Below are 24,336 nucleotides of genomic sequence, written 5' to 3' on the forward strand. Positions count from 1 at the left end.
GCATGAAGCGGCGTTCTTGTTTGTGTGACATGGCTGAAAAAGTGATCAGCCTGCCAGTGCCTGCAGGGCGCGCTGCGTGATTTCTTCCACGGAGCCGGTGCCGCTGATGGCCCGGTACTTGGGGGCTGCGGCAGCGTCGGCCTTGGCCCAGTTGGAGTAGTAGTCAACCAGCGGACGGGTCTGGGCGTCGTACACGTCGAGGCGCTTCTTGACGGTTTCTTCCTTGTCGTCTTCGCGCTGGACCAGGTCTTCGCCGGTCACGTCATCCTTGCCCGCCGCCTTGGGTGGGTTGAACTTGACGTGGTAGGTGCGACCAGAGGCGGGGTGCGAGCGGCGGCCGCTCATGCGTTCGATGATGGCTTCGAACGGAACATCGATTTCGAGCACGTAGTCCAGCTTCACGCCGGCAGCCTTCATGGCGTCGGCCTGAGGGATGGTGCGGGGGAAACCGTCGAACAGGAAGCCCTTGGCGCAGTCTGGCTGGGCGATGCGTTCCTTGACCAGGTTGATGATCAGGTCGTCGCTGACCAGTTGGCCTGCGTCCATCACGGCCTTGGCCTGCACGCCCAGCGGGGTGCCAGCCTTGACAGCTGCGCGCAGCATGTCGCCAGTGGAGATTTGCGGGATACCGTATTTCTGGCAGATGAAGGCGGCTTGTGTACCCTTACCGGCACCTGGGGCGCCGAGCAAAATCAGTCTCATGGATGTCCTCTGTATGTTGAAATCTGTGGGCACATCAGCCGCGGACATGCCAGCGCCCGCTCTTGTGCTCTAAACCGGTCAAGGATAGCACGCGTAGCCCGCACCAAACTGACGGTCAGCATAGAGACTATCCTCTGATTTGGGTGAAGTGACTGATGGATTGCCCCAATGTGGCGCAGTCTGTTTCGTTGAGTGACTCTCAGCCCAGCAGCGCCCGCACGCGCTCCAGATCGGCAGGCGTGTCCACGCCGGGGCCGGGCGCGTGTTCGCTCACGTGCACTGCAATGCGGTGACCATGCCAGAGCGCTCGCAACTGCTCCAGCGCCTCCAGCACCTCGGTGGGTGCGGGTGCAAGGCGCGGGAACTCGCGCAGAAAACCGGCGCGGTAGCTGTAGATGCCGATGTGGCGCAGCGGAGCGACACCCTTGGCTGCGACAGGTAGATGCTTCTCGTCTTTCCACCAGGCCGTGCCGGGTGCAAAGTCGCGCGCAAACGGAATCGGCGAGCGGCTGAAGTAATGCGCCAAGCCCTTGGCATCGAGAACGACCTTGACCACGTTCGGATTGACGTAGTCCTCCACCGAGTCGATGGCGTGTGCGGCTGTGCCCATGCTGGCGTCGCCGCGCTGTTCGAGGATGCTCGCGACCGCGTCGATCAGGCGTGGGTCGATCAGCGGCTCGTCGCCTTGCACGTTGACCACGATGTCACTGCCATCGAGGCCCAGTTGTCCGCAGGCTTCAGCCAGGCGGTCGCTGCCGCTTGGGTGGTCGGCGCGCGTCAGAATGGCTTGCACGTCGTGCGCTTGGCAGGCATCGACGATGCGCTGGTCATCCGCTGCCACAACGACGCGGGTGGCGGCGCTTTGCGAGGCGCGGCGTGCCACGTGCACCACCATGGGCGCTCCGGCGATGTCGGCCAGTGGTTTGTTGGGCAGGCGCGAAGACGCCATGCGCGCGGGAATCAGCACCGTGAACGGTGCGGCAGGAGCGGCAGCGCTCATGCTTCGAGCTCTTCGTCGGTCAGCTCGCGCGCTTCGTTTTCGAGCATGACGGGAATGCCGTCGCGCACCGGGTAGGCCAGACGGGCACTGCGCGAGATGAGTTCCTGGCGCTCGCGGTCAAAGGTCAGCGGGCCTTTGGTGACGGGGCATACCAGCAGTTCAAGCAGTTTGGGATCCATGGCGGTGTTCTTTTGAAGGGCATGCGAGCGATCGCACACCCTTGCGTGGTTCATTGAGCAAGGGGTGGATGATAGCGCTTGAGCAGCGTATCGAGCGCTTCGAAAAACGCTGCTGGCAACCGGACTTCCAGCGGCACGGCCAGCGCCTCGGGCTGCATGGGCCAGAGTTTGGTGGCGTCTTTTTCGGTGCACAGCAGGGGCAGAGCCGCATCGCCCTCCAGCTTCCAGTCGCTGAAATCGAAGTGATCGGGCAGGGCGAAGGTCTGCTTCAAGGTGAGGCCGTGCGCTTGCAGCATGCCGAAGAAATCTTCAGGCCGGGCGATGGCAGCCAGCGCGTTCACGGCTTGCCCGCGCAGCGCATCGAGTGGCTGGTGAAAACCGTCCGCATTGACTGCATTCGCGGCGAGCTGGCGAGTCAGCTCGAACTGCGGCGATTGGCCACCGGGGGGCTGACCCGCGTACAGCACCAGATCTACATTGCGCGGCCATGGCTCGCGCAGCGGGCCTGCGGGCAGCAGCCAGCCGTTGCCCGCGCCTTCGTTGTTGAACACGCAGACCTCGATGTCACGCTGCAGCGCCAGATGCTGCAGGCCGTCATCGCAGACGAGGATGTTTACTTCGGGATGCTCATCGAGCAGGGCTTGCCCGGCCTCGGCACGTTGGCTGGCGACGAAGACCGGCACCTGCAGCGCGCGCGCAAGCAGCAGCGGTTCGTCGCCCACGTCGTGCGCTGTGCTTTTTTCGGTGACAGCGCGGCAGCCTTCGGTCTTGCGCCCATAGCCGCGCGAGATGACGCCGGGGTGGAACCCGTGTGCCTGCAGATGCCGCACGATGGCCATGGTCACGGGAGTTTTGCCCGCGCCACCGGCAATCACATTGCCGACGGTGATCACGGGAACGGGAAGGCGCGTGCTTTGGAGTGTGCCGCTGCGGTAGAGCGCACGGCGCAGGGCGGTGAGGGCTCCGTAGAGCTGGGAGACAGGCCAGAGCAGGTAACCGAGAGCGCCCCGGCGCTGCCACGATGTGCGCAGCGCGGAGGATGCGTTCCCGGCCATGTGGTCCTGCTTATTTGCCGGCCGATGCCGACGTCTGGGTGGCGAAGGTGATTTGCGAGAGGCCCACGCGGCGTGCGGCCTCCATGACGGTGACGACCGCCTGGTGCGGCGATGAGGCGTCGGCGCTGATGATGATCACGCTGTCCTTGCCCGCCTTGGCGGCGGTGGACAGGGCGGCGGCCACCGTTTCCACGTTCTTGCCTTCGAGGGCGGAACGGTTCACGGCGTAGCGGCCATCCGCGCCCACGGAAACGATGATTTCCTTGGGGCGGTCACGCATCTGCTCCACATCGGCCACCGGCAGCGAGAGCTGCATTTCGGTGAACTTGCTGTAGGTGGTGGACAGCATCAGGAAGATGAGGATCACCAGCAGCACGTCGATGAACGGGATCAGGTTGATCTCCGGTGCTTCCTTGGCGCGTGGTCGAAAGTTCATGGCTTGTGCCTGCGTTCTGTGCTTTGAAGACTTCAGCGACCGGCGTGGCGCTTCAGGTAACGCAGGAACTGCTCGGACGACAGCTCCATGTTCAGCAGATAGTCGTCGACGCGGCTGCGGAAGTAGCGCCAGAAGATCAGCGTGGGAATCGCGATGATCAGGCCGAAAGCGGTGTTGTACAGGGCGATCGAGATGCCATGCGCGAGCTGCGCCGGGTTGCCGCCGGACATGGTGTTTCCACCGCCTTGCGAGCCGAAGATCTCGATCATGCCGACCACGGTGCCAAACAGACCCAGCAGTGGTGCAGCGGAGGCGATGGTCGCCAGCGCGTTCAGGTATTTTTCCAGGCGATGCGCCACGGCACGGCCGGTGCTTTCCATCGAGGCGCGGACATCCTCTTCGGTGGCCTGAGGTTCGCTGTTGAGCGTGCGCAGGCCCGAGGCCAGCACTTCACCAAGCGCGGAATTCTGGGCCAGTTGTGCCACCACATCGGGGCCGGGCACGCCTTTGGAGGAAACCGTCATGGCTTCGTCCAGCAGCTTTGGCGGCGCGACGCGCGCAGTTTTCAGGGCAATGAAGCGCTCGATGATGAGCGCAAGGGCCAGAATGGAACAGGCAATCAGTGGCCAGATGGGCCAGCCTGCGGCTTGTATGATCGACAGCAAATCTCTCTCCCGCGTATGAAAGCAGTGGGCGATTATGGCCCAGCTCTTGGCCTAGCTACAAAAATTGAGTATGTTTTGTGTCCTCTATCAATGTAGTCCTGTGGATTGCAAGAAGTCACCCACAATTTCTGTGGATAACTTTGTGGGAAAGTATCGATGCACCCGCCGCAAAGCGGCATGGCGTCGTGGTTTCAATAAATTGATCAAAAAATCGTCATCAATTTTTCTTTTAAAATCAATGGTTTGTACGAGGATATGCGCGTTGTGTAAGGTTTCTGTGGGTCTGCAATGCGATCACTCACTACCCATGCATTCTGTGGACTACTACAACTTGCGATTTGCCCGAAAGCCAGAGCCCATCTATGTTTGACCGACAAAATGTAGGACTGGAGCCACATGTGTGGGAGGTTGGCTCGCTGTGCCGTGCGATTTCCGACGCATTGCAGGCCCGGTTCAATCCGGTGGCCGTTCGCGGCGAAATCAGTGGGTTCTCGCGCGCGGCCAGCGGTCATTGCTACTTTTCGATCAAGGATCCGCAGGGGCAGATTCGCTGCGCCATGTTCAAGCGCGCCGCCTCCATGATGGATTTCTCGCCGCGCGACGGCGAACTGGTCGAGGTGCGCGGACGTCTGGGCGTCTATGAGGCGCGCGGCGACTTGCAACTGGTCGTGGAAAGCATGCAGCGCGCGGGTCAGGGCGCGTTGTTCGAGCAATTCCTGCGCTTGAAAGCCAAGCTGGAGCAGGAAGGCCTGTTCGATTCGGCCCGCAAGCGCGAGCTGCCGGTGTTCCCACGGGCGATCGGCGTGGTCACATCGCCCGGAGCCGCCGCCTGGCATGACGTGATGACAGCGCTCAAGCGGCGCGTGCCCCATATTCCGGTGGTGATGATTCCGGCGCTGGTGCAGGGTGCGCAGGCGCCGGCTTCCATCGTGCGAGCGCTGGAAAAGCTGTATTCGATGGCGGGCGATGATGCTCCCGAAAAGAACGGCGTTCCGCCGGTCGATGTGATTCTGCTGGTGCGCGGCGGGGGCTCCATCGAGGACCTCTGGGCCTTCAACGACGAGCAACTCGCGCGCATCATCGTGCAAAGCCCGGTGCCGCTGGTCAGCGGGGTGGGGCACGAAACCGACTTCACGATTGCCGATTTCTGCGCCGACCTGCGCGCGCCCACCCCCACGGCCGCCGCCGAACTGGTGGCCCAGCCGCGCGATCTCTGGTTGGGGGCGCTGGAACTGATGCAGGAGCGCCTGACCGAGGCCGTGGAGCGCCAGCTCGACCGCCATGCCCAGTGCCTGGACATGGCGGCGCGGCAGATCAGTCGCCCCTCCAATCACATCGCCAAACAGCGGCTCGAGCTGATGCACCGAACGCAGCGCCTGCAGCAGTCCGTGCAGCAGCAATTGCATCGGGGCGACAAGCAGCTCGAACAATGGAGCGCGACGCTGCCCCGAAGCATCGAACGATCCATGGGGCGGCTGGAGCAGCGGCTGGCCAACGCGGCCACGCGGCTGGAACTGCTCAACCCGCAGCATGTGCTGGCGCGCGGCTACTCGCTTCTGAGCGATGCGCGAGGCCGCACTGTGACGAGCGTGAAGCAGGCCCCGCCGGGCACCGCCCTGAACGTGGCAGTATCGGATGGTGTGCTCGACGTGGTGGTGACTCCGCCCCGGCTGCTGTGATGCGTGGAAAAAGCGGCCTTGGGTTTTCTGTAAGCCAATGCCGTTTGCATATCCATATTCCATCGAAGGGGTGCTTCGCCTCCTACAATGGTCAAGTATTTCCCCGGTAACGCTGGCGGTGCATGCTGCATGGCGCTACCCACATCAATCAATCCAACCACGAGGAAACAACCATGGAACGCACCCTGCCACCATTGCCCTATGCCATCGACGCTCTGGCCCCCGCCGGCTACAGCAAGGAAACGATGGAGTACCACTACCTCAAGCATCACAATGCCTACGTGGTCAAGCTCAACGAGCTGCAAGTGGGCACCGAGTTCGAAAACCTGGAACTCGAAGACGTGATCAAGAAGGCTTCCGGCGGCATCTACAACCAGGCTGCCCAGATCTGGAACCACACCTTCTTCTGGAACTGCATGACCCCCAGCGGCGGCGGCGAACCCACCGGCGCTCTGCTGGACGCGATCAACAAGAAGTGGGGCAGCGTTGCCGACTTCAAGAAGGCTTTCGTGACCTCCGCCGTGGGCAACTTCGGCTCCGGCTGGACCTTCCTGGTGAAGAAGGCTGACGGCTCCGTCGACATCGTCAACATGGGCGCTGCCGGCACCCCACTGACCACCGCCGACAAGGCCCTGCTGACCGTGGACGTGTGGGAACACGCCTACTACATCGACTACCGCAACCTGCGTCAGAAGTTTGTCGAAACCTTCTTCGACAAGCTGGTGAACTGGAAGTTTGCCGAAGCCAACTTCGCTTGATCGTCACGCGATCTTGCTGAAGCAATGACAGGAGCCTCCGAAAGGAGGCTTTTGTCATTTCAGGGGCTGCATATCGATTGCGCCGCTCGAATGTTCACGCATAGAATTGTTTTACACAATTAATTACATTCGAGGGAAATATGCAGTTCAAACAAGGTTCGCGAGCGGCCAGTCTCGTTGTGGGCGCTTTTCTGGCGCTGGGGTCATCCGTCGCGATGGCAGCGGCTGCGCCTTATGCCATGGTCACTTTTTCATTCGAACGGTCGGCTCCGACAGTCGCTTCGGTGCCAGTGATGAGCGACTGGGTCGCATTGGCAATGGCCTTGTTGGTGGCGATTGGCGGTGCGCTGGCCCTGCGGCGCAAGGCACCGCGCAGTTTGGCTGCGGCCCTGTTTGCGAGTGCACTGGCGCTTGGCGGTTGGGGCGGAGATCCGATCATGAGATCTGCCTATGCGAGTGTCAATGAGCAAGCGACATCCATTCAATTCGAGATTGGATCGTTGCCCGTCACTGACGGGATCGTCTGGACCGCTTCGATGACTCCTTCATCGCTGTTCGATGTGACGGGTGGCCAACCGTTGGAAAACATCTTCGTGGCAGATGGTTCAAGAAGCCCATCTTTCATCTCCCAGGCCTTTGGTGGTTCATACGATGACGTCGGCACAGCCGGACTTGGATTTCTTGGATTCGGCAGCGGAGATGGCACTGTCTTCGGCTCCAGCACTTTCGCTGCGTTGTTCAACCGGACCGGCTACACCATGATGATCGACGATATTCAAGGGTTTGATTCCGGTGGCGTTCCGTTCGGCCTGCAAGGCGTATTCGGTGCACCGACCTTGGGGCGCGCGCCGCTGACCAAGGCCAGTCCCGCGCCAATCACCACCATCTGTCAGGCGGGCGTGCGCATTCCGGCGGGAGGCAGTTGCTCCATTGGCTTGGTCGATCGGACTCCGCGCACCTGAGTCAGCAACTCGATCAGCCCCCTGAGCGCGGGTGACTGGTGGCGTCGGCTCGGGTAATAAAGGTAAAAACCTTCGGTCGGCGGGCACCAGTCGGCGAGCACGCATTCCAGCGCGCCGCGTGAGAGCGCATCGCTCACCATGTCTTCATACACATAGGCCAGACCGATTCCGGCAAGCGCGGCCTGAACGATCATCACGTCGTCGTCGAGCGTGAGCGGGCCTTGTGTCTGCACCTCGATCTGGCGACCGTTCTGGCTGAATTCCCAGCGGTAATGCGCGCCGCTCGGAAAGCGTCGGTTGATGCAGCGATGCGCTTGCAGATCCTGCGGCGTTTGCGGCTTGCCATGCTCGGCCAGATATTGCGGCGTGCCGACGACGATGAAGCGCGGCACGGGCGTGAGCGGCAGGGCGACCATGCCGTTCGCGAGGCTTTCACCAAAGCGGATGCCTGCATCGAATCCACCTTCGACGATGTCGACCAGCCGGTCGTCGGTGGCGATTTCCAATTCCACCAGCGGGCAGCGTTCGTGAAACTCGGCCAGCACGGGCGCGAGCACGATGCGCGCGGCCTGTCTTGGCACGTTCAGCCGCAGCCTGCCGCTGGGTGTGGTGCCCATGTCGCGTGCCTCTTGCACGGCCAGTTGCATGTCGGCAAGCGCGGGCGCGAGCCGGTCGAGCAGCAGTTGACCTGCATCAGTAGGCGTGACGCTGCGCGTGGTGCGATGCAGCAGGCGCAGTTGCATTCCGGCTTCCAATTGAGCGATGCCGTGGCTCAGCGCCGAGGGCGTGACCCCCAGCTCGCGGGCGGCGGCGCTGAAGCTGCGGTGCTGTGCCACCTTGGCAAATGCAGCCAGTGCGTCCAGACTGGTGCTTGGGGCATTCGGGTTCGGCGAGTTGGGCTGCTTGTTCATTTGTGAAATTTGCTCATGAGTTTGTTGAGCATTGATCGGATTATCAGATGCAAAGCCTTGCCGCACACTGCATGGGTCTTGATGAGAAAAACGCTGAAAAGGAATGGATTGAGTATGGAAACCAGACAACTCGGATCGCAAGGACTCCAGGTTTCGGCCGTGGGCCTGGGCTGCATGGGCATGAGCTTTGCCTACGGCGGCGCGGAGGAGGGCGACGCTCTGAACACGTTGCACCGCGCACTGGAGCTTGGCTGTAACTTCTGGGATACGGCCGAGGTCTACGGGCCGTACACCAACGAACAATTGCTCGCGAAGGCGCTGAAGGGAAAGCGCGACAAGGTGATCGTCGCGACCAAGTTCGGCTTCGACATCGCGCCTGAAACGCCCGAGCGCCAAGGCCCCGCCCGCATGGTGGGCCTGAACAGCCGCCCCGAGCACATCCGCGACGTGGTGCACGCGTCGCTCAAGCGGCTGGAGGTGGACGCCATCGATCTGCTGTACCAGCACCGCGTCGATCCTTCCGTGCCGATCGAGGAGGTGGTCGGCGTGATGGCGGACTTTGTGCGCGAGGGCAAGGTGCGGTTTCTGGGGCTGTCCGAGCCATCGGCGGCGACGCTCAAGCGGGCTCATGCCGTGCATCCGATCTCGGCGGTGCAGTCCGAATATTCGCTCTGGAGCCGCGAGGTCGAGCAGACCACGTTGCCCACCTGCGTCGAGTTGGGCGTCGGCTTTGTGCCTTACAGCCCACTGGGACGGGGCGCTTTGACCGGCAAGCTGCCCGCGCCGGATCAACTGGCGGCGGACGATTTCCGCCGCAACCTGCCGCGCTTTCAGGCCGACGCGTGGGAGCGCAACACGCCGCTCATCGCCACCTTGCAGCGCATGGCCGAGGCGCGCGGATGCACGGCGGCGCAGTTGGCTCTGGCCTGGGTGCTGGCACAGGGCGAGCACATCGTGCCGATTCCGGGCGCGCGGCGCGAGCCGCATCTGCGCGAGAACATTGCGGCGGCGGGCATTCGCCTCTCGGCGGCGGATCTGGCTGAAATCGTCGCGTCACAGGATCCAGGCAAAGTGCAGGGGGAGCGTTACACGGCTGCATCACTGGCTCTTGTGAATCGTTGAGTGCCACGCTACGGATTTTCCCTAGCCAAAGTGACTGGCTTCCTCGTGCGGAAGCCGGTTTTCCCCTCTTTCGAGACGGCTTTCTAGGGGCTTGAGTCTTGTATAAGACTTGAAAAACAGCGACAATCTTGGGATCGAATTCCGTATCGTGATATTGCATTGCGCAATGACGTCCGTTTACCCGCGGGCAGGCGCATGCAGCCACGTTTCGGACCGGTTTTTTTGTAGCGGGTTTTCATGAAAGACCCGCTGCACCCAGCTCCCTGTTTCGCCACTTGAAAGAGACAATGACTTCGAAAATCATCTATACCCTGACCGACGAAGCACCACGACTCGCCACAGCGTCGTTTCTGCCTATCGTTCGCGGTTTCGCTTCCAACGCCGGCATTGAAGTCGCCGACAGCGACATCTCGGTCGCTGCCCGTATCCTGGGCGAGTTCCCCGAACTGCTGACCGAAGAACAGCGCGTTCCCAACAACCTGGCCGAACTCGGCAAGCTCACGCTCACGCCTGACGCCAACATCATCAAGCTGCCCAACATCTCCGCATCGGTGGGCCAACTGCAGGAAGCCATCAAGGAACTGCAAGGCAAGGGCTACAAGATCCCCGACTTCCCCGAGAACGCTCAGACCGACGCCGAAAAGGACATCAAGGCACGCTATTCGCGCTGCATCGGCTCCGCTGTGAACCCCGTTCTGCGCGAAGGCAATTCCGACCGCCGCGCTCCGCTGGCCGTCAAGAACTACGCCAAGAAGCACCCCCATTCGATGGGCGAGTGGAAGCAATGGTCGCAGACGCACGTGTCCCACATGGAGCACGGCGACTTCTACCACGGCGAAAAGTCGATGACGCTCGACAAGGCTTGCGACGTCAAGATGGAACTGACCACCAAGAGCGGCAAGACCGTCGTTCTGAAGCCCAAGGTCGCTTTGCAAGCTGGTGAAGTCATCGATTCGATGTTCATGAGCAAGAAGGCGCTGGTCGAGTTCTACGAAAAGGAACTGGAAGACTGCCGCCAGTCCGGCATCCTGTTCTCGCTGCACGTGAAGGCCACGATGATGAAGGTCTCGCACCCCATCGTGTTCGGTCACTGCGTGAAGATCTATTACAAGGATGCGTTCGAGAAGCACGCCAAGCTGTTCGACGAACTGGGCGTGAACGTGAACAACGGCATGGCCAACCTGTTCGAGAAGATCGAAACGCTGCCAGCCACGTTGCGCGAAGAAATCATCCGTGACCTGCACAAGTGCCAGGAACACCGTCCGGCGCTGGCCATGGTGGACTCCGCCAAGGGCATCACCAATTTCCATTCGCCCAACGACGTGATCGTGGACGCATCCATGCCCGCGATGATTCGCCAGGGCGGCAAGATGTGGGGTGCTGACGGCAAGCCATACGACTGCAAGGCCGTGATGCCCGAGTCGACCTTCGCCCGCATCTATCAGGAAATGATCAACTTCTGCAAGTGGCATGGCAACTTCGATCCGAAGACCATGGGCACCGTGCCGAACGTGGGTCTGATGGCTCAGAAGGCCGAAGAGTACGGCTCGCACGACAAGACTTTCGAAATCGAAGAAGACGGCGTGGCCAACATCGTCGATCTGGCTACCGGCGAAGTGCTGATGAGCCAGAACGTGGAGCAGGGCGACATCTGGCGCATGTGCCAGGTCAAGGACGCTCCGATTCGCGACTGGGTGAAGCTGGCCGTCTCGCGCGCCCGCAACTCCGGCATGCCTGCCGTGTTCTGGCTGGACCCCTACCGTCCACACGAAGCCGAACTGATCAAGAAGGTGCAGAAGTACCTGAAGGATCACGACACCACCGGCCTCGAAATCCACATCCTGTCGCAAGTGCGCGCGATGCGTTACACGCTCGAGCGCGCGGCTCGCGGTCTGGACACCATCTCGGTGACCGGCAACATCCTGCGCGACTACCTGACCGACCTGTTCCCGATTCTGGAACTGGGCACCTCGGCCAAGATGCTGTCCATCGTGCCTCTGATGGAAGGCGGCGGGCTGTACGAAACCGGCGCTGGTGGCTCCGCTCCCAAGCACGTCGAGCAGCTCGTGGAAGAAAACCACCTGCGCTGGGATTCGCTGGGCGAGTTCCTTGCGCTGGCCGTGTCCTTCGAAGAAGAAGGCATCAAGACCAACAACGCCAAGGCCAAGTTGCTCGCCAAGACGCTGGACCAGGCCACTGGCAAGCTGCTGGACGAGAACAAGTCGCCATCGCGCCGCACCGGTGAACTCGACAACCGTGGCAGCCAGTTCTACATCGCTCTGTACTGGGCTCAGGCGCTGGCCGCTCAGACCGAAGACAAGGACCTGGCCGCCAAGTTCGCGTCCATCGCCAAGGAATTCGCCGACAACGAACAGAAGATCGTTGGCGAACTCAAGGCCGTGCAAGGCAAGGCTGCCGACATCGGCGGCTACTACCAGCCTGACCTGGCCAAGCTGGACGCAGTGATGCGCCCAAGCGCCACGTTCAACGCCGTGGTCGCCAAGATCGCTGCCTGATCGTTCGCCATCTCCAATCAGTCCTGATGCTTCATCGGGACTGGTTCGGCCGATCTCCAAAGCCCGATTGGCATGAAGCCACGCGGGCTTTGTCATATGCGTCTCTTGCAGCGCGCTTAGTCTGTGCTCAATCGCGTACCGTTCTCAAATAGCCGTTGCTATATTGGCGTATGACTATCTCGCCGACACAATGTGCAAATGAGGTAGAACAGTTGGTTTTGGTTGCCAGGAGACTTTATTTGTTGCGCCATGTAATTGAATTGCTTTGAATTGTTGCAATCAGGTAATCAGCGCAATACTTTTAAGATTTCTATGGCACGATGAAGCTGAATAGACGTGTTTAATCTTGAATTCCATGAATTGTCCTGCCTGCGGTCATACGCTTTCCACAGGAGCCAGGTTCTGCAACAAGTGCGGCACGCTGGTCTCCCAAGTCTCCACCAGCCCGGTGGAGGCGCCTGTCTTTTCCTTTGCCGACACGGAGCCTGCTGCGCTTTCTGAGGCGGCTCCCGTCGATGCATTGGTCGCCTGCCCGGAATGCGGCAAGGGGCTCAAGCCCGGTGTCCGGTTCTGTACGGGATGCGGGACGGCTGTTCCGGTGCTGGGGCCTGCTTACGATGAAGTCGTGCGCATCAAGTCGACTGAGTCCGTCGAGGACGAGGGCGTTGCTCTGGCTTCCGCCGACGTGGTTTCCGAGGCTGCACCGACCGCGCGTGTCGAAGAGGTCGATCTGAGTCTGTCGTTCGACGATACCCGGCCTGCCGAGATCGAACGCTCCGTCATCGATTCGTTGCCGCTGCACCCCGTGCAGCGTGGCATGCCGGATTTCGAATTGCCTGACCTGCCCGCGCCGCCTGTACAGCGTGAAGTGCCGAGCCAACCGCTGAGCACGCCTGAGTCGGTGAGCTTCGACAGCTTTGCCGAGATGGAACGCCAGGTGGGTGCCGGTGGGGGCTCAGGTCTCAAGTGGCTGCTCGTCGGCGTGTTGGCTGTGGCGGTTGTGGGGGCTGGCGGCTGGTTTGGCTACAAGCACTTTGCGGGTTCCAACACTGCGTCCCTTCCTGCTGCGGATGCGCGGCCTGCTCAAGAGGGGATGAGCGAGGGGGAAAGCATTGTTGCGCCGGTTGCCGTGGACGCTGCCACCGAGGCTCAAAATGCGACTGCGGCAGCCGTGGACGCGAGCAGCGCACCGCTGGACGTGGCCGCGCCATCGACGGTGCAGCAGTCGACCGTGGTGACAGCTCAACCAGCAGATCAAGCCGCCGATCCTGCGCCCAAGCTGAGTGAAAAGCCTGCGCCGGTCACCGTGGCGCCGGTGCATGTGCTTCAAGATTCACCCGGCTCTGGCACTGCTCCGGCGCGCAAGAAGAACCACAGCAAGAGTCTCGACAGTCTTCTGGATTGATGGCTGGGGTCCTTTCAATCCATCTCATCACCTTTACGCCGATATCGAACAGGAACAAAAAATGAAGCGTTTCCACCTTGCCACCATTGCCATCGCCGCAGCCGTTCTCACGGGCTGCGCCACCGGGCCGACTTCGGCGCCGCAATGCGATTCGAACAGCACCGATCCCGCCTGTGCCAAGAGCGAGGCGGCCCAGAAGGCCAAGGCCGAGCAGACGGCTCAGCAGCAGCAAAGCGAGGCTGAGGCGAATGCCCGCTTCGACGCACTGCAAAAGGTGCTGGATGCCGAGGTGCATGACGCCGAAGTCAGCATCGAAGCCGCCGCCGAGGCGACCAAGTCCCTGCCCAAGAATCAGCGTGCGCAGAACACCTCGGTGCTGACCACGCGCGTGCCCGTGACGGATGGACAGTCATCACACGTGGTCGACATGACCATGCTCGATACCGTCACGATCGAGCTGCCGACAGCCGGAAAGAAAAAGCGTGGCTACGTCAACGCCATGAATGCGGTGAAGGCGCTGGCCACCCGTATTGCAGACACCCGTGGCGGCGCGACCATTCTGGTCGAGCAGGCTTCGGCGGACGTTCGTGGCAAGAAAGTCAACACCAGCGAAGGCGAATCCCAGACCAAGGACGGCAATTCGCTGACCGTGCAGAAGGCGGTCACTTCGGACCTGCCGCGCGGCATCGAGCGTTACACGATCAAGGCGGGAGCACTCCAGAAGCGTCCATGAACGGATGGGTGAATGGATTGCCGCCGTGCGCCTGCAGGGGGCGCACTTCAATGACTTTGCAACAACGACTGAAGCCATGAACGACACCAACTATCAATCGATTGACTTTGGCGCGCTCACGCGGGCTGGCGAGGGGCTCACGCAGTGGCGGGCATTGGCCATGGGCTTTCTGACGGCGCTGGCGGTGGGGCTGCTGCTCTGGCTGATGCAGTTTTCGATGATGCGCATCGGCGGCGTCATCGGCATGGTGCTGATGGTGGTGATCGCCATTGCGGCGTTCGTCGTGTGGTCCGGCGGCATTTCGGCAGTGGGCGTGCTGCTGATGGACAAGGCGCGCAATCTGCCTCAGCGCAGCATCAGCGAGGCGGCGATCTTCGGTCTCGCTTCGGTGCCCAAGTTTCTGCTGCTGGGTGTGGCGATCTTCGTGGCCGTGCTGGCGTTCATGCTGGTCGCGGCGCTGCTGTATTTCGTCTGCAAGATTCCGTTTCTCGGGGCGGTGCTGGCCTTTGTGGTGCACCCGGTGCTGGTGCTGGTTGCCGCGGTGGCGATCATTGCCTGCGTGTGGGTGATCTTCCCGCTGTTCGCTCCGGCGGTCTGGAGCGGCCTGAGCTTCAAGAATGCGCTGGCCAGCGTGTTCGCCATTGCGCGCAATCGCATCGTGCCGGTGGTGCTCATGATGATGGTGCTCTACATCATTCTGGCGGTGGTCGGCATGCTGGTCATGTCGGGGCTGTTCCCTGCGTCCATGTCGCTCACGGGTCTTGCATCCGGCATCATGGGTGGCGGCGGGTCCAACTACGGTGCCTATGGTGGTGGATACGGTGGCGGTCTGGGCTCTGCCATGAGCATGTTCAGCAGCGGTTCGATGATCGGCGCCATTCTGGGGCTGAGCGTGCTGGGCATTCTGGTGGGCGCGCTGGTGGCGCTGGTGGCCATGATGGGCATGAACGTGCTGTATCTGCAGGCCTCTGCGGGGCTGGATACAGTAGGCACCGAAAGCGACCTTGAAGGTGCCTTCGGCGCGATGAAGGAAAAGGCCCGCGAAGCCGCTGAAAAGGCCAAGGCTGCAGCAGAGAACGCCAAGCAGGCGGTGGCTGATCGCGCGCAGGCTGCGGCGGCAGCGCGCGAGGAAGCGGTGCAGGAGCAGGCACGTCTGGAAGACGAAGAGACTCAGCGCCAGTTGCAAGACGAAGAGCAACGCCAGAAAACCGAGCGCGAGTTTGCGGCCAAGGCGGCGGCCGAGCGTGAAGCACTGGAGGCACAAGCGCGTGCTGAAGCGCAGCGTCAAGCGGCAGCCCGAGCGGCAGCGGCTCAGGAGGCGGCATCTGCCCCAGCACCTTCCACATCGGCCTCGTCATCCGTCTCTGCAGGTGCTGCGGCGCTGGGTGGATTGGCCGCTGGTGCTGCTGCTGCGGCTGCAAGTTCGGCGGAAGCGGCGGCAACCACCAAGGAATGCAAGACCTGTGGTCACAAGATCGGCACGGCCGACATGTTCTGCGAGAACTGCGGCACCAAGCAGTAATCAGGCAATTCTCAAGGCCCAGCGATGGGCTGGCAAAGGCGGTGGCGTCCCGAATGCCATCGCCTTTTTCTTTTACTTGGCGGGAGTGAAGGGGCGGCCCGACAGTCGTGTGCCCGCCTTGATGCCGCGCTTGTCGAACCAGCCCACATTCATCTCCAGCACATAGCGCACCGGCTTGGCTGAGCAGTGCGAGTCTTCGGTCATCGGCTTCATGTCGGCCAGATTGACGATGGTGCCGTCGTCGGCCACGAATGCGGCGGTCAGCGGCAGGAGTGTGTTCTTCATCCAGAAACATTGCGTGGCGGGCTGCTCGAAGACGAACAGCATGCCTTCCTGCACCGGCATGTCCTTGCGGAACATGAGCCCGATTTCGCGCTCGCGCGGCGTCATGGCGACCTGGGCATCGATGAGGTACATGCCTGCGGTGATCGAGGTGCGGGGCAGGGTGGTCTGCGGCGCGCTCTGGGCCTGAGTATGCAGGGCCGGGGCTGTCAGACTGATCGCCAGGATGAGCTGTGAGAGTGCTTTTTTCATCGATAGCCGGTCACGAGGAGGTTGATCTGGGTTCGCGTTGCCTGCGGAGGTCGGCTTGCTGGCAACATCAGTGCAAATGGATTCTGGATTCGTAGTTTAGTTGCGCGTGATGAATCTTGAGACGGCAACGCCATGCAACCGCGGCGAAAAACAAAACAGCCCGCTCAAGCAGGCTTGAAACGGGCTATTGGACCAGCCGGAAAGACTGCGCGCCAAGGCGCAGTCGATCATGCGAGGTGGATCAGGCCTTGTGGTGCTTGCGGCTCTTCTTTGCCTTGGCCTTGGTGTGGCGGTGCTTCGGAGTGGCCTTGGCGTGGTGGTTCTTTGCTGCCTTGGCGTGAGGTGCGGCAGCGGCAGGAGGTGCGACTTCAGGTGCGGTGTTTGGCGCGGCTTGCGCAAAAGCACCCGAAGCAAACATGCCGGCGACCAGAATTGCTAGGAGTTTTTTCATATGTGCAATTTCCATCGATGTGTTGAGTCAGCTGGGGCGTACCCCATGTACGCCTTGGCTGACCAGTCTTCAACGCGACGTATGCCGCGTCGTTGACAGGGTAATCGCAATTCTTTTGTAGCTAGAATCTTTCAGAACAAACACTTGCTTTACCAAAAGGAAAAGCGAGCTTGTCACTCGAATTCAACGGAGACCCGCATGAGTGCATTCCAACATATCAAGGTGCCAGCCGACGGCCAGCAAATCACGGTCAACGCCGACATGACGCTGAACGTGCCGGATCAGCCCATCATCCCCTTCATCGAAGGCGATGGAACGGGTGCCGACATCACGCCGGTCATGATCAAGGTGGTGGATGCCGCCGTGGCCAAGGCCTATGGCGGCAAGCGCAAGATCCGGTGGATGGAGATCTACGCAGGCGAGAAGTCCACCAAGATCTACGGCCCCGACGTGTGGCTGCCCGAGGAAACGCTTCAGGTCGTGCGCGACTACGTGGTCTCGATCAAGGGTCCGCTGACCACGCCCGTGGGTGGCGGCATCCGTTCGCTGAACGTGGCGCTGCGCCAGGAGCTCGACCTGTATGTCTGCCTGCGCCCGGTGCAGTACTTCAAGGGTGTGCCTTCGCCGGTCAAGGAGCCGCAGAAGGTGAACATGGTGATCTTCCGCGAGAACTCGGAAGACATCTACGCGGGCATCGAATTTCCCGCCGAATCCGACAAAGCCAAGAAGCTCATCAAGATCCTGCAGGACGAGTTCGGCATCAAGAAGATCCGTTTCCCTGAAACCTCCGGCATCGGCGTCAAGCCTGTGTCGCGTGAGGGCACGCAGCGCCTCGTGCGCAAGGCCATCCAGTACGCCATCGACCATGACAAGCCGAACGTGACACTGGTGCACAAGGGCAACATCATGAAGTACACCGAAGGCGCATTCCGCGACTGGGGGTACGAGCTGGCTGAGAACGAGTTCGGTGGCGAGCTGATCGACGGCGGTCCATGGATGCGCGTGAAGAATCCAAACACCGGCAAGGACATCACCATCAAGGACAGCATCGCCGATGCCTTCCTGCAGCAGATCCTGCTGCGCCCCGTCGAGTACAGCGTGATCGCCACCTTGAACCTGAACGGCGACTACATCTCCGACGCCCTGGCCGCGCAGGTCGGCGGCATCGGCATCGCGCCAGGCGCCAACATGTCCGACTCCGTCGCGATGTTCGAAGCCACGCACGGCACGGCACCGAAGTACGCCGGCAAGGACTACGTGAACCCCGGCTCCGAAATCCTCTCCGCCGAAATGATGCTGCGCCACATGGGCTGGAGCGAGGCGGCCGACCTGATCATCCGGGCGATGGAAAAGGCCATCGAGAGCAAGAAAGTGACCTACGACTTCGCGCGCCTGATGGACGGCGCGACGCAGGTGAGCTGCTCAGGGTTCGGCGACGTCATGATCAGCAAGATGTGACCGTTCAACGCTTGAGGTGACCAAGCCCGCGCAGCGCAAGTTCGCGGGCTTTTTTGTATTCACCAGACGAGTTGAATGAAGAGGGCGGACAAAAGAAAATCCGCCCAAAACTTGCGTCTTGGGCGGATTCTGAGTGGCTCCTCAACCTGGGCTCGAACCAGGGACCTACGGATTAACAGTCCGGCGCTCTACCAACTGAGCTATTGAGGAATATGGGTGCTATTTCGAATTTTTGAAAGCGCTCTCTGTGCAATTGCAGGGAGCGCTTGTTTGATTGGCTCCTCAACCTGGGCTCGAACCAGGGACCTACGGATTAACAGTCCGGCGCTCTACCAACTGAGCTATTGAGGAATAAATCGGGTTGTTTGTTCTTATGAACCGGCCTTGTGCAATTGCAAAGCCTTGAAATCTTTGGCTCCTCAACCTGGGCTCGAACCAGGGACCTACGGATTAACAGTCCGGCGCTCTACCAACTGAGCTATTGAGGAACAAGACTTAGATTATATACACAAAAAACTGTCACTTTTTGAAGTTACCCCTCTGGGCGACAATTTCCTGAAATATTTCAGCGTTCGGTTTCTTGGGGCGACTCCGGACGGAACCAGAGCCAAGTCAGAACGCAGGCCATGCAGCCGTTGGCCGTTATTCTCACCCAAACCGGGGCGGGGCTGAGCAAAAGAATGCAGGCGCACAGCGACATGACAATGGTGGCGCTCCATTTGGTCTTGCGGCTCACGCGCCCGCCGTTGGCCCATTCCTGCAGCATGGGGCCGAACAGCTTGTGATTCCACAGCCAGGCATGCAGGCGAGGCGAACTGCGCGCGGCGGCCCAGCCGGCCATCAGAATGAAGACGGTGGTCGGCAGGCCCGGCACGATGATGCCGATGACGCCCATCACCAGACAGAACACCGCGAACGCCATGAGCAGCCAGCGCACCACCACGGGTTGCGGCGGGTGCGCAGGCGGCTGGGTTGTTGTCTGGTTGTCGGCCGTTGGCAGATCGCGCTTTTCCTGCATATGGAGATTGTGCGCGAGTCTGCGGGGCCGAGGTGATTGGACTATGCTGACCGCGAACTTTTTTGAACAGAACAAGCAATCGATGGAAGCGCGATGACCGTACAAACCATTCTCAAGATGGGCGATCCCAGACTGCTGCGTGTGGCGCAGCAGGTGACGCACTTTGACACGCCCGAGCTGCACCAGCTCATTCAGGATTTGCGCGACACCATGAAGGCTGCCAATGGCGCTGGCATTGCCGCGCCGCAGATCGGGGTGGACCAGCAAGTGGTGATCTTCGGCTCCAACGAGCGCAATCCGCGCTACCCGGACCGTCCGCTGGTGCCGCCCACGGTGCTGATCAACCCCGTCATCACGCCGCTGGGCAATGAGGAAGAAGACGACTGGGAAGGCTGTCTTTCCGTGCCCGGCTTGCGTGGCAAGGTGCCGCGTTTTCTGCGCATCCGTTATCAGGGCTTCGACCCAGAGGGCCGCGTGATCGACCGCGAGGCCGAAGGCTTTCATGCGCGCGTGGTGCAGCATGAATGCGATCACCTCTGGGGCAAGCTGTACCCGATGCGGGTGCGTGATTTCACGCAGTTCGGCTACACCGAAATCCTGTTTCCGGAAATCGATGCGGCCGAGGATGATTGAGCTTTGGAACTGATTCTTATACGGCGGCGAGTGCCTTGAGCAGTTCGGTCTCGATCTGGATCTGCCGTGCACCATGTTGGAGCTCGTTGCCTTGCACCAAAAAGGTGTCTTCCACGCGCTCGCCCAGGGTGCTGACCTTGGCGAGTTGCACGCTGAGTTCGTGCTGCGCGAGGATGCGGGCCACGGTGTAGAGCAGACCGGCGCGGTCGCTCGCGGAGATGGTGAGAATCCAGCGCTGGGCTTTTTCGTCGGGGCGCAGCGTCACGCGCGGGGCGAACGGGAAGCTCTTGACACGGCGTGACACGCGGCGCTTGCTGGGCTCGGGCAGTGGGCCGGTGGCGCTGATGGCGCGCAGCAGTTCGCTTTCGATCAGCGTGATCAGCTCACGGTAGTGGCCCGCCAGAGTTTCCGACGGCACGACCTGGAAGGTGTCCAGCGCGTAACCGTTGAGGGCGGTGTGCACGCGCGCATCGAGAATCGAAAAGCCCGCGCGCTCGAAGTAACCGCAGATGCGGGCGAACAGTTCGGGCTGATCGGGCGAATAGACCAGCACCTGCAAGCCTTCGCCCGCGAGCGACTGGCGCACGCGCACCACGGGAGTGCCTGTGCCGACGTGGCGCGAGAGGTGTCGGGTGTGCCAAGCGATGTCGGCCGCTTCATGGCGCATGAAGTAGCTGACGTCCAGCGTGTCCCAGAGCTTTTTGTGCGACTCGAACGGCTGCGAGGTGAGGGCCAATTGCACCAGCGCCTCGCGCTTGCGCGCTTCGATGTCGGCGGCGGCATCGGGCTCGCGGCCGCCGAGCACGCGCAGCGTGGCACGGTACAGGTCTTCGAGCAGCTTGCCTTTCCAGCCGTTCCAGACCTTGGGCGAGGTGCCGCGAATGTCCGCCACGGTCAGCAGATACAACGCGGTGAGATAGCGCTCGGTGCCCACGCGGGCGGCGAATGCCTTGATCACGTCGGGGTCGGCCAGATCCTGCTTCTGCGCGACCTGGCTCATCGTCAGGTGTTCACGCACAAGGAAGTCGAGCAGGGCGGTGTCTTCCTTGTCGATGTTGTGCTGCTTGCAGAAACGGCGAATCTCGATGCCGCCGATCTGCGAGTGGTCGCCGCCGCGGCCCTTGCCGATGTCGTGGAAAAGCGCGGAGAGATACAGAATCCACGGCTTGTCCCAACCGGCTGCGAGCTGCGAGCAGAACGGGTATTCGTGCGCGTGCTCGGCCATGAAGAAGCGGCGCACGTTGCGCAGCACCATGAGGATGTGCTGGTCCACCGTGTAGACGTGGAACAGATCATGCTGCATCTGGCCGACGATGCGGCGAAACGGCCAGAGATAGCGGCCCAGCACCGAGGTCTGGTTCATCAGCCGCATGGCGTGTGTGATGCCGGCGGGCTGCTTGAGGATGTCCATGAACGCCTTGCGGTTCACCGGGTCGCGGCGGAATTCCGCATCCATGATGAAGCGCGAGTCGTAGAGTGCGCGCAGCGTCTTGGCCGACAAGTCTTTCAGGCCGACCGTGGTTTCGTACAGCAGAAAGGTTTCCAGAATCGCGTGCGGATTCTGCTTGTACAGATCGTCCGAGGCGACCTCGATGAGTCCGGCCTTTTCAAAGAAGCGCTCGTTGATCGGCCGCAGTTCGTGCGAGCTGGGATAGAAGCGCTCCTGAATGTTCAGATACAGGATCTGCGTGAGCTGCTGCACCGCTTTGGCGGCCCAGTAGTAGCGGCGCATCAGCGTTTCGCTCGCGCGCATCGCAAGGCGCTTGCCTTCGGGTGTGGTCGAACGGTAGCCGAAGGCCTCGGCCACGGCGGTCTGCAGGTCGAACACCAGCCGGTCTTCACGGCGACCGGCGACCGCGTGCAGCTTGGCGCGGATCAGAAACAGCAGGGCTTCGTTGCGCTCGATCGATTCGACCTCGAACTGCGTGGCAAGGCCGGTCTCGGCCATCTCTTCCCAGTCGCGACCAAAGCCCGCAGCGCGTGCGGCCCAGGCGATGAACTGCAGATCGCGCAGACCCCCGGGCGATTCCTTGCAGTTGGGCTCCAGCGAATAGGGCGTGTTCTCGTATTTGTTGTGCCGCTGGCGCATCTCGAACGCCTTGGCGATGAGAAACGCGCGCGGGTCCATCTGCTCGCCGTAGCGCTGCTCGAAATCGGCAAACGCCGTCGCATTACCGCACAGCAGGCGGGCTTCGAGCAGCGAGGTCTGCACCGTCACGTCGGCGGCAGATTCGCGCAAGCAGTCGCTCACGGTGCGCACGCTGGAGCCGATCTCCAGACCCGCATCCCAGCAACTGCCGATGAAGGCTTCGATGGGCGCGCGAAAACGCTCGGTCAGTTCGCTGCCCGCCGAATCGGGGAACAGCACCAGCACGTCCACGTCCGAGTGCGGGAAAAGCTGTCCGCGACCATAGCCGCCGACGGCGACGAGCGCGGCCTCGGAAGGCAGACCGGCGCGCTCCCACAGATGGGTGAGCAGGTGGTCGGTCTGCAGCGCGAGCTTGTGCAGCAGCGTGCGGATGCCGCGCGTATTGGCCGAGGGCTTGAGCAAGGTGGCGATGATCGCCGCCTTGCCCGATTTGTATTGCTCGCGCAGCGCTCCCAGATCATCGGTCTGGGAGGCTGGGGCGGTGGAGGTGCTTCGAGTGGACATGTGAGAGGACATGCGGTTTGACTAGCAAGAACCATGCACCGCCCGCGTGCAGACGCGCAGGGGCCGGATCAGGTCCGGGTCGTGGTCACGAACGCAGGCAGCGCGGGCGAGCCTTCGGACAGTGTGAGCACGTCGTAGCCGGTTTCGGTCACCAGCACCGTGTGTTCCCATTGCGCCGACAGGCTGTGGTCCTTGGTGATGATGGTCCAGCCATCCTTGCCGAGTTCCTTGATGTCGCGCTTGCCGAGGTTCAGCATGGGCTCGATGGTGAAGGTCATGCCGGGCACCAGCAGCTCGCCGGTTCCGGGACGGCCGTAGTGCAGCACTTGCGGCTCTTCATGGAATTTCTTGCCGATGCCGTGACCGCAGAACTCGCGCACCACCGACAGATGATTGCCTTCCGCAAAGGTCTGGATGGCGTGGCCGATGTCGCCCAGGCGCGCGCCGGGCTTGACCTGCTGGATGCCGATCCACATGGCGTCGAAAGTCAGGGCCGACAGGCGCTTGGCCGCGATCGAGACGTCGCCGATCATGTACATGCGGCTGTTGTCGCCAAACCAGCCATCCTTGGTGATGACGGTGACGTCCACGTTCACGACGTCGCCCTTTTTCAGCGGCTTGTCGTTCGGAATGCCGTGGCAGACCACGTGATTGACCGAGGTGCACAAGTGACCGGGGTAGGGTGGGTAGCCGGGCGGCTGGTAGCCGATGGTGGCAGAGACGGTGCCCTGCTTGTCCATGCATTCCTTGCCGAGGCGGTCGATTTCCAGTGTGGTGATACCGGGCTTGATGTGCGGCGCAATGTAGTCCAGCACTTCGGAAGCGAGGCGGCAGGCTTCGCGCATGCCTGCAATATCTTCTGCGGTTTTGATGGTGATACTACTCATAGAACGTCGATTATCCCACTGACGCTTCTCCATGCTTGGAACATGTGCTCGGGGCGTCTCGCGAGCACGCTTCACTATGATCTGCCGGACTTTCTTTTGGCAAATGGGCGGCGCTTGAGTCATGAAGACCATGAAGAAAAATTTCAGTGCTCATCATCTGGCGTTGGCCTGCACGTTCCTGGCTTGCAGCGCGGTTGCCTCGGACGCGGCAGAGAAGGCCGATCGCACGCAGAACCCGTCCGCAGATGCCCGTTGGCTTGCGCTGATCGTGAAGGCGGATGTCGGGGTGACGCCTCTGCCCGCGACGCTGGAATACGAGTCCGAGAAGTGCCGGGAGTTGCGGAGCTACGGCGTGGGTGGCCAGTCGCAAAGTGGCTCGACCATGATGAGAGCCCTTAACTTCGAACACGTCGATCTGGTCAAGGAGCCGGAGGGCAGCAGCTACAAGGCGCGCTTTGCCATCGACGCGGGCGGGCGCTGCGAGTGGAAGCTGGTGTCTCTGGAAACGTCGTTCGTATTCAAGAGCAGCCATCCTCTGGCCAAGGGAATGGAGGTTCATGCGAACCGGAAAACGTTCAGCTTCCGGGATCGAAAGGATGCCGTTCGCGCTCCGAATGTGCGCATGCAGATGCCGTACTTCCCGGTGATTCTGGTGAAGGATGATCCCCGGCAGAACGAGCTTCGACTGCGGGAAAAGGGACTTTTCATCCCGCCCAGCTTTGACCCCTCGGCGTCGGGCATGATGATTCTGGAGTGGAAAGTGTTCGACGACAAGGCCATGCTGGTGCGCGAGGACACCGAGAGCCGCTACCGCTACTTTGTGACCTACCCCGATGGCGCGACGGGCACGAACACGTCGGTGGGGCAGGTCGGTGTCGAGGACGAAAGAATGCAGTGCCTGCTGACATCCGGAAAGCAGAATTGCGACCAATTCGCACCTCGTGAGCGGTAGAAAAAAGGCGGAAAAACGGTAGATTGCGAGAAACCGCTCTGCGCAGCGCCCCTTGGCGGGGCGATCCGGTGGCCATGAATGGACAGGGACATGCCGTGGGCGGCT

23 protein-coding genes and 3 tRNA genes are annotated in these 24,336 nt (G+C 61.5%); 11 read left to right on the forward strand and 15 right to left on the reverse strand.

The annotated features are described in order from the left end of the window. Nucleotides 1-45 precede the first annotated feature (45 nt). The 6 genes from adk to G7048_RS21275 all read right to left on the reverse strand — a co-directional run bounded on the left by adk (nt 46) and on the right by G7048_RS21275 (nt 4,037). A complete protein-coding gene (gene adk / locus G7048_RS21250; protein WP_166070045.1) occupies nt 46-702 on the reverse strand; it encodes an adenylate kinase in 657 nt (218 codons plus the stop codon). 199 nt (nt 703-901) lie between these two features. Further along, nucleotides 902-1,702, reverse strand: a complete 801-nt coding sequence (gene kdsB, locus G7048_RS21255; RefSeq protein WP_166070046.1) for a 3-deoxy-manno-octulosonate cytidylyltransferase — start codon at nt 1,700-1,702, stop codon at nt 902-904. Further along, nucleotides 1,699-1,881, reverse strand: a complete 183-nt coding sequence (locus G7048_RS21260) for a Trm112 family protein (protein ID WP_166070047.1) — start codon at nt 1,879-1,881, stop codon at nt 1,699-1,701. The genes kdsB and G7048_RS21260 overlap by 4 nt, the downstream gene beginning before the upstream one ends. A 50-nt stretch (nt 1,882-1,931) precedes the next feature. Beyond that, entirely contained in the window at nt 1,932-2,936 is a 1,005-nt protein-coding gene (gene lpxK / locus G7048_RS21265) for a tetraacyldisaccharide 4'-kinase (RefSeq protein ID WP_166070048.1), read from the reverse strand. Nucleotides 2,937-2,946: 10 nt separating this feature from the next. Further along, on the reverse strand, nt 2,947-3,372 hold the full coding sequence (locus G7048_RS21270) for a biopolymer transporter ExbD (protein WP_166070049.1): 426 nt from the start codon (nt 3,370-3,372) through the stop codon (nt 2,947-2,949). Nucleotides 3,373-3,404: 32 nt separating this feature from the next. After that, nucleotides 3,405-4,037: a MotA/TolQ/ExbB proton channel family protein gene (locus G7048_RS21275; protein ID WP_166070050.1), complete on the reverse strand. Its 633-nt coding sequence runs from the start codon at nt 4,035-4,037 to the stop codon at nt 3,405-3,407. A 362-nt stretch (nt 4,038-4,399) separates the two neighbouring features. Between G7048_RS21275 and xseA the strand changes: the two genes are divergently transcribed. The 3 genes from xseA (at nt 4,400) to G7048_RS21290 (ending at nt 7,436) form a co-directional block, all read left to right on the forward strand. Continuing rightward, complete coding sequence (xseA, locus tag G7048_RS21280; protein ID WP_166070051.1) at nt 4,400-5,716, forward strand: exodeoxyribonuclease VII large subunit; 1,317 nt, start codon at nt 4,400-4,402, stop codon at nt 5,714-5,716. 173 nt (nt 5,717-5,889) lie between these two features. Then, entirely contained in the window at nt 5,890-6,474 is a 585-nt protein-coding gene (locus G7048_RS21285) for a superoxide dismutase (RefSeq protein WP_166070052.1), read from the forward strand. Nucleotides 6,475-6,614: 140 nt separating this feature from the next. After that, entirely contained in the window at nt 6,615-7,436 is an 822-nt protein-coding gene (locus G7048_RS21290) for a hypothetical protein (RefSeq protein ID WP_166070053.1), read from the forward strand. Here the strand turns inward: G7048_RS21290 and G7048_RS21295 are convergent. Further along, complete coding sequence (locus G7048_RS21295; protein ID WP_166070054.1) at nt 7,364-8,347, reverse strand: LysR family transcriptional regulator; 984 nt, start codon at nt 8,345-8,347, stop codon at nt 7,364-7,366. The two genes, G7048_RS21290 and G7048_RS21295, sit on opposite strands and share 73 nt — an antisense overlap. 114 nt (nt 8,348-8,461) lie before the next feature. Here G7048_RS21295 and G7048_RS21300 point away from each other — a divergent pair, with 114 nt between their 5' ends. From G7048_RS21300 to G7048_RS21320, 5 genes are all read left to right on the forward strand, one after another. Next, complete coding sequence (locus G7048_RS21300) at nt 8,462-9,469, forward strand: aldo/keto reductase (protein ID WP_166070055.1); 1,008 nt, start codon at nt 8,462-8,464, stop codon at nt 9,467-9,469. A 287-nt stretch (nt 9,470-9,756) separates the two neighbouring features. Next, a complete protein-coding gene (locus tag G7048_RS21305) occupies nt 9,757-11,985 on the forward strand; it encodes an NADP-dependent isocitrate dehydrogenase (RefSeq protein WP_166070056.1) in 2,229 nt (742 codons plus the stop codon). Between the two features lie 355 nt (nt 11,986-12,340). Further along, the gene (locus G7048_RS21310; protein WP_166070057.1) at nt 12,341-13,390 is read left to right on the forward strand and encodes a zinc ribbon domain-containing protein; all 1,050 of its coding nucleotides are present in this window, start codon (nt 12,341-12,343) and stop codon (nt 13,388-13,390) included. A gap of 61 nt (nt 13,391-13,451) precedes the next feature. Then, nucleotides 13,452-14,123, forward strand: a complete 672-nt coding sequence (locus tag G7048_RS21315; RefSeq protein WP_166070058.1) for a hypothetical protein — start codon at nt 13,452-13,454, stop codon at nt 14,121-14,123. Nucleotides 14,124-14,127: 4 nt separating this feature from the next. Next, on the forward strand, nt 14,128-15,645 hold the full coding sequence (locus tag G7048_RS21320; RefSeq protein ID WP_166070059.1) for a zinc ribbon domain-containing protein: 1,518 nt from the start codon (nt 14,128-14,130) through the stop codon (nt 15,643-15,645). A 72-nt stretch (nt 15,646-15,717) separates the two neighbouring features. Here the strand turns inward: G7048_RS21320 and G7048_RS21325 are convergent, their stop codons facing one another. Then, nucleotides 15,718-16,179, reverse strand: a complete 462-nt coding sequence (locus G7048_RS21325) for a DUF192 domain-containing protein (protein WP_166070060.1) — start codon at nt 16,177-16,179, stop codon at nt 15,718-15,720. A 241-nt stretch (nt 16,180-16,420) separates the two neighbouring features. After that, nucleotides 16,421-16,630 (reverse strand): hypothetical protein, encoded by a 210-nt coding sequence (locus tag G7048_RS21330; RefSeq protein ID WP_166070061.1) that lies wholly within the window; start codon nt 16,628-16,630, stop codon nt 16,421-16,423. Nucleotides 16,631-16,828: 198 nt separating this feature from the next. On the opposite strand from G7048_RS21330, the gene icd reads away from it, so the two are divergent. Further along, complete coding sequence (icd, locus tag G7048_RS21335; RefSeq protein ID WP_166070062.1) at nt 16,829-18,088, forward strand: NADP-dependent isocitrate dehydrogenase; 1,260 nt, start codon at nt 16,829-16,831, stop codon at nt 18,086-18,088. A 134-nt stretch (nt 18,089-18,222) separates the two neighbouring features. Here the strand turns inward: icd and G7048_RS21340 are convergent. The 4 genes from G7048_RS21340 to G7048_RS21355 all read right to left on the reverse strand — a co-directional run bounded on the left by G7048_RS21340 (nt 18,223) and on the right by G7048_RS21355 (nt 19,106). Then, nucleotides 18,223-18,298: transfer RNA gene (locus G7048_RS21340), tRNA-Asn, on the reverse strand. A 65-nt stretch (nt 18,299-18,363) separates the two neighbouring features. Next, nucleotides 18,364-18,439: transfer RNA gene (locus G7048_RS21345), tRNA-Asn, on the reverse strand. Nucleotides 18,440-18,500: 61 nt separating this feature from the next. Beyond that, nucleotides 18,501-18,576: transfer RNA gene (locus G7048_RS21350), tRNA-Asn, on the reverse strand. Between the two features lie 77 nt (nt 18,577-18,653). Beyond that, nucleotides 18,654-19,106 carry a YbaN family protein gene (locus G7048_RS21355; protein ID WP_166070063.1) on the reverse strand — a complete coding sequence of 151 codons (453 nt, stop codon included), beginning with the start codon at nt 19,104-19,106 and terminating at the stop codon, nt 18,654-18,656. 93 nt (nt 19,107-19,199) lie between these two features. On the opposite strand from G7048_RS21355, the gene def reads away from it, so the two are divergent. Then, nucleotides 19,200-19,739: a peptide deformylase gene (gene def / locus G7048_RS21360; protein WP_166070064.1), complete on the forward strand. Its 540-nt coding sequence runs from the start codon at nt 19,200-19,202 to the stop codon at nt 19,737-19,739. A 16-nt stretch (nt 19,740-19,755) separates the two neighbouring features. On the opposite strand, the gene G7048_RS21365 is transcribed toward def, so the two are convergent. Then, complete coding sequence (locus G7048_RS21365; protein WP_166070065.1) at nt 19,756-22,392, reverse strand: [protein-PII] uridylyltransferase; 2,637 nt, start codon at nt 22,390-22,392, stop codon at nt 19,756-19,758. A 68-nt stretch (nt 22,393-22,460) separates the two neighbouring features. Further along, the gene (gene map, locus G7048_RS21370) at nt 22,461-23,279 is read right to left on the reverse strand and encodes a type I methionyl aminopeptidase (protein ID WP_240933060.1); all 819 of its coding nucleotides are present in this window, start codon (nt 23,277-23,279) and stop codon (nt 22,461-22,463) included. A gap of 121 nt (nt 23,280-23,400) precedes the next feature. Here map and G7048_RS21375 point away from each other — a divergent pair, with 121 nt between their 5' ends. Further along, the gene (locus tag G7048_RS21375) at nt 23,401-24,231 is read left to right on the forward strand and encodes a hypothetical protein (protein ID WP_166070066.1); all 831 of its coding nucleotides are present in this window, start codon (nt 23,401-23,403) and stop codon (nt 24,229-24,231) included. The last annotated feature ends 105 nt before the right edge of the window (nt 24,232-24,336 follow it).

The organism is Diaphorobacter sp. HDW4B, assembly GCF_011305535.1.
Lineage (GTDB): Bacteria > Pseudomonadota > Gammaproteobacteria > Burkholderiales > Burkholderiaceae_C > Diaphorobacter_A.

What these genes read in the sequence shown, in the direction of transcription:
- xseA (WP_166070051.1), top strand. Translation starts at nt 4,400, where the DNA reads ATGTTTGACCGACAAAATGTAGGACTGGAGCCACATGTGTGGGAGGTT.
- G7048_RS21330 (WP_166070061.1), bottom strand. Translation starts at nt 16,630, where the DNA reads ATGAAAAAACTCCTAGCAATTCTGGTCGCCGGCATGTTTGCTTCGGGT.
- icd (WP_166070062.1), top strand. Translation starts at nt 16,829, where the DNA reads ATGAGTGCATTCCAACATATCAAGGTGCCAGCCGACGGCCAGCAAATC.
- G7048_RS21295 (WP_166070054.1), bottom strand. Translation starts at nt 8,347, where the DNA reads ATGAACAAGCAGCCCAACTCGCCGAACCCGAATGCCCCAAGCACCAGT.
- def (WP_166070064.1), top strand. Translation starts at nt 19,200, where the DNA reads ATGACCGTACAAACCATTCTCAAGATGGGCGATCCCAGACTGCTGCGT.
- G7048_RS21375 (WP_166070066.1), top strand. Translation starts at nt 23,401, where the DNA reads ATGAAGACCATGAAGAAAAATTTCAGTGCTCATCATCTGGCGTTGGCC.
- G7048_RS21270 (WP_166070049.1), bottom strand. Translation starts at nt 3,372, where the DNA reads ATGAACTTTCGACCACGCGCCAAGGAAGCACCGGAGATCAACCTGATC.
- kdsB (WP_166070046.1), bottom strand. Translation starts at nt 1,702, where the DNA reads ATGAGCGCTGCCGCTCCTGCCGCACCGTTCACGGTGCTGATTCCCGCG.
- G7048_RS21260 (WP_166070047.1), bottom strand. Translation starts at nt 1,881, where the DNA reads ATGGATCCCAAACTGCTTGAACTGCTGGTATGCCCCGTCACCAAAGGC.
- G7048_RS21325 (WP_166070060.1), bottom strand. Translation starts at nt 16,179, where the DNA reads ATGAAAAAAGCACTCTCACAGCTCATCCTGGCGATCAGTCTGACAGCC.
- G7048_RS21285 (WP_166070052.1), top strand. Translation starts at nt 5,890, where the DNA reads ATGGAACGCACCCTGCCACCATTGCCCTATGCCATCGACGCTCTGGCC.
- G7048_RS21365 (WP_166070065.1), bottom strand. Translation starts at nt 22,392, where the DNA reads ATGTCCACTCGAAGCACCTCCACCGCCCCAGCCTCCCAGACCGATGAT.
- G7048_RS21290 (WP_166070053.1), top strand. Translation starts at nt 6,615, where the DNA reads ATGCAGTTCAAACAAGGTTCGCGAGCGGCCAGTCTCGTTGTGGGCGCT.
- G7048_RS21305 (WP_166070056.1), top strand. Translation starts at nt 9,757, where the DNA reads ATGACTTCGAAAATCATCTATACCCTGACCGACGAAGCACCACGACTC.
- map (WP_240933060.1), bottom strand. Translation starts at nt 23,279, where the DNA reads ATGAGTAGTATCACCATCAAAACCGCAGAAGATATTGCAGGCATGCGC.
- G7048_RS21300 (WP_166070055.1), top strand. Translation starts at nt 8,462, where the DNA reads ATGGAAACCAGACAACTCGGATCGCAAGGACTCCAGGTTTCGGCCGTG.
- adk (WP_166070045.1), bottom strand. Translation starts at nt 702, where the DNA reads ATGAGACTGATTTTGCTCGGCGCCCCAGGTGCCGGTAAGGGTACACAA.
- G7048_RS21355 (WP_166070063.1), bottom strand. Translation starts at nt 19,106, where the DNA reads ATGCAGGAAAAGCGCGATCTGCCAACGGCCGACAACCAGACAACAACC.
- G7048_RS21310 (WP_166070057.1), top strand. Translation starts at nt 12,341, where the DNA reads ATGAATTGTCCTGCCTGCGGTCATACGCTTTCCACAGGAGCCAGGTTC.
- G7048_RS21320 (WP_166070059.1), top strand. Translation starts at nt 14,128, where the DNA reads ATGGGTGAATGGATTGCCGCCGTGCGCCTGCAGGGGGCGCACTTCAAT.
- G7048_RS21315 (WP_166070058.1), top strand. Translation starts at nt 13,452, where the DNA reads ATGAAGCGTTTCCACCTTGCCACCATTGCCATCGCCGCAGCCGTTCTC.
- lpxK (WP_166070048.1), bottom strand. Translation starts at nt 2,936, where the DNA reads ATGGCCGGGAACGCATCCTCCGCGCTGCGCACATCGTGGCAGCGCCGG.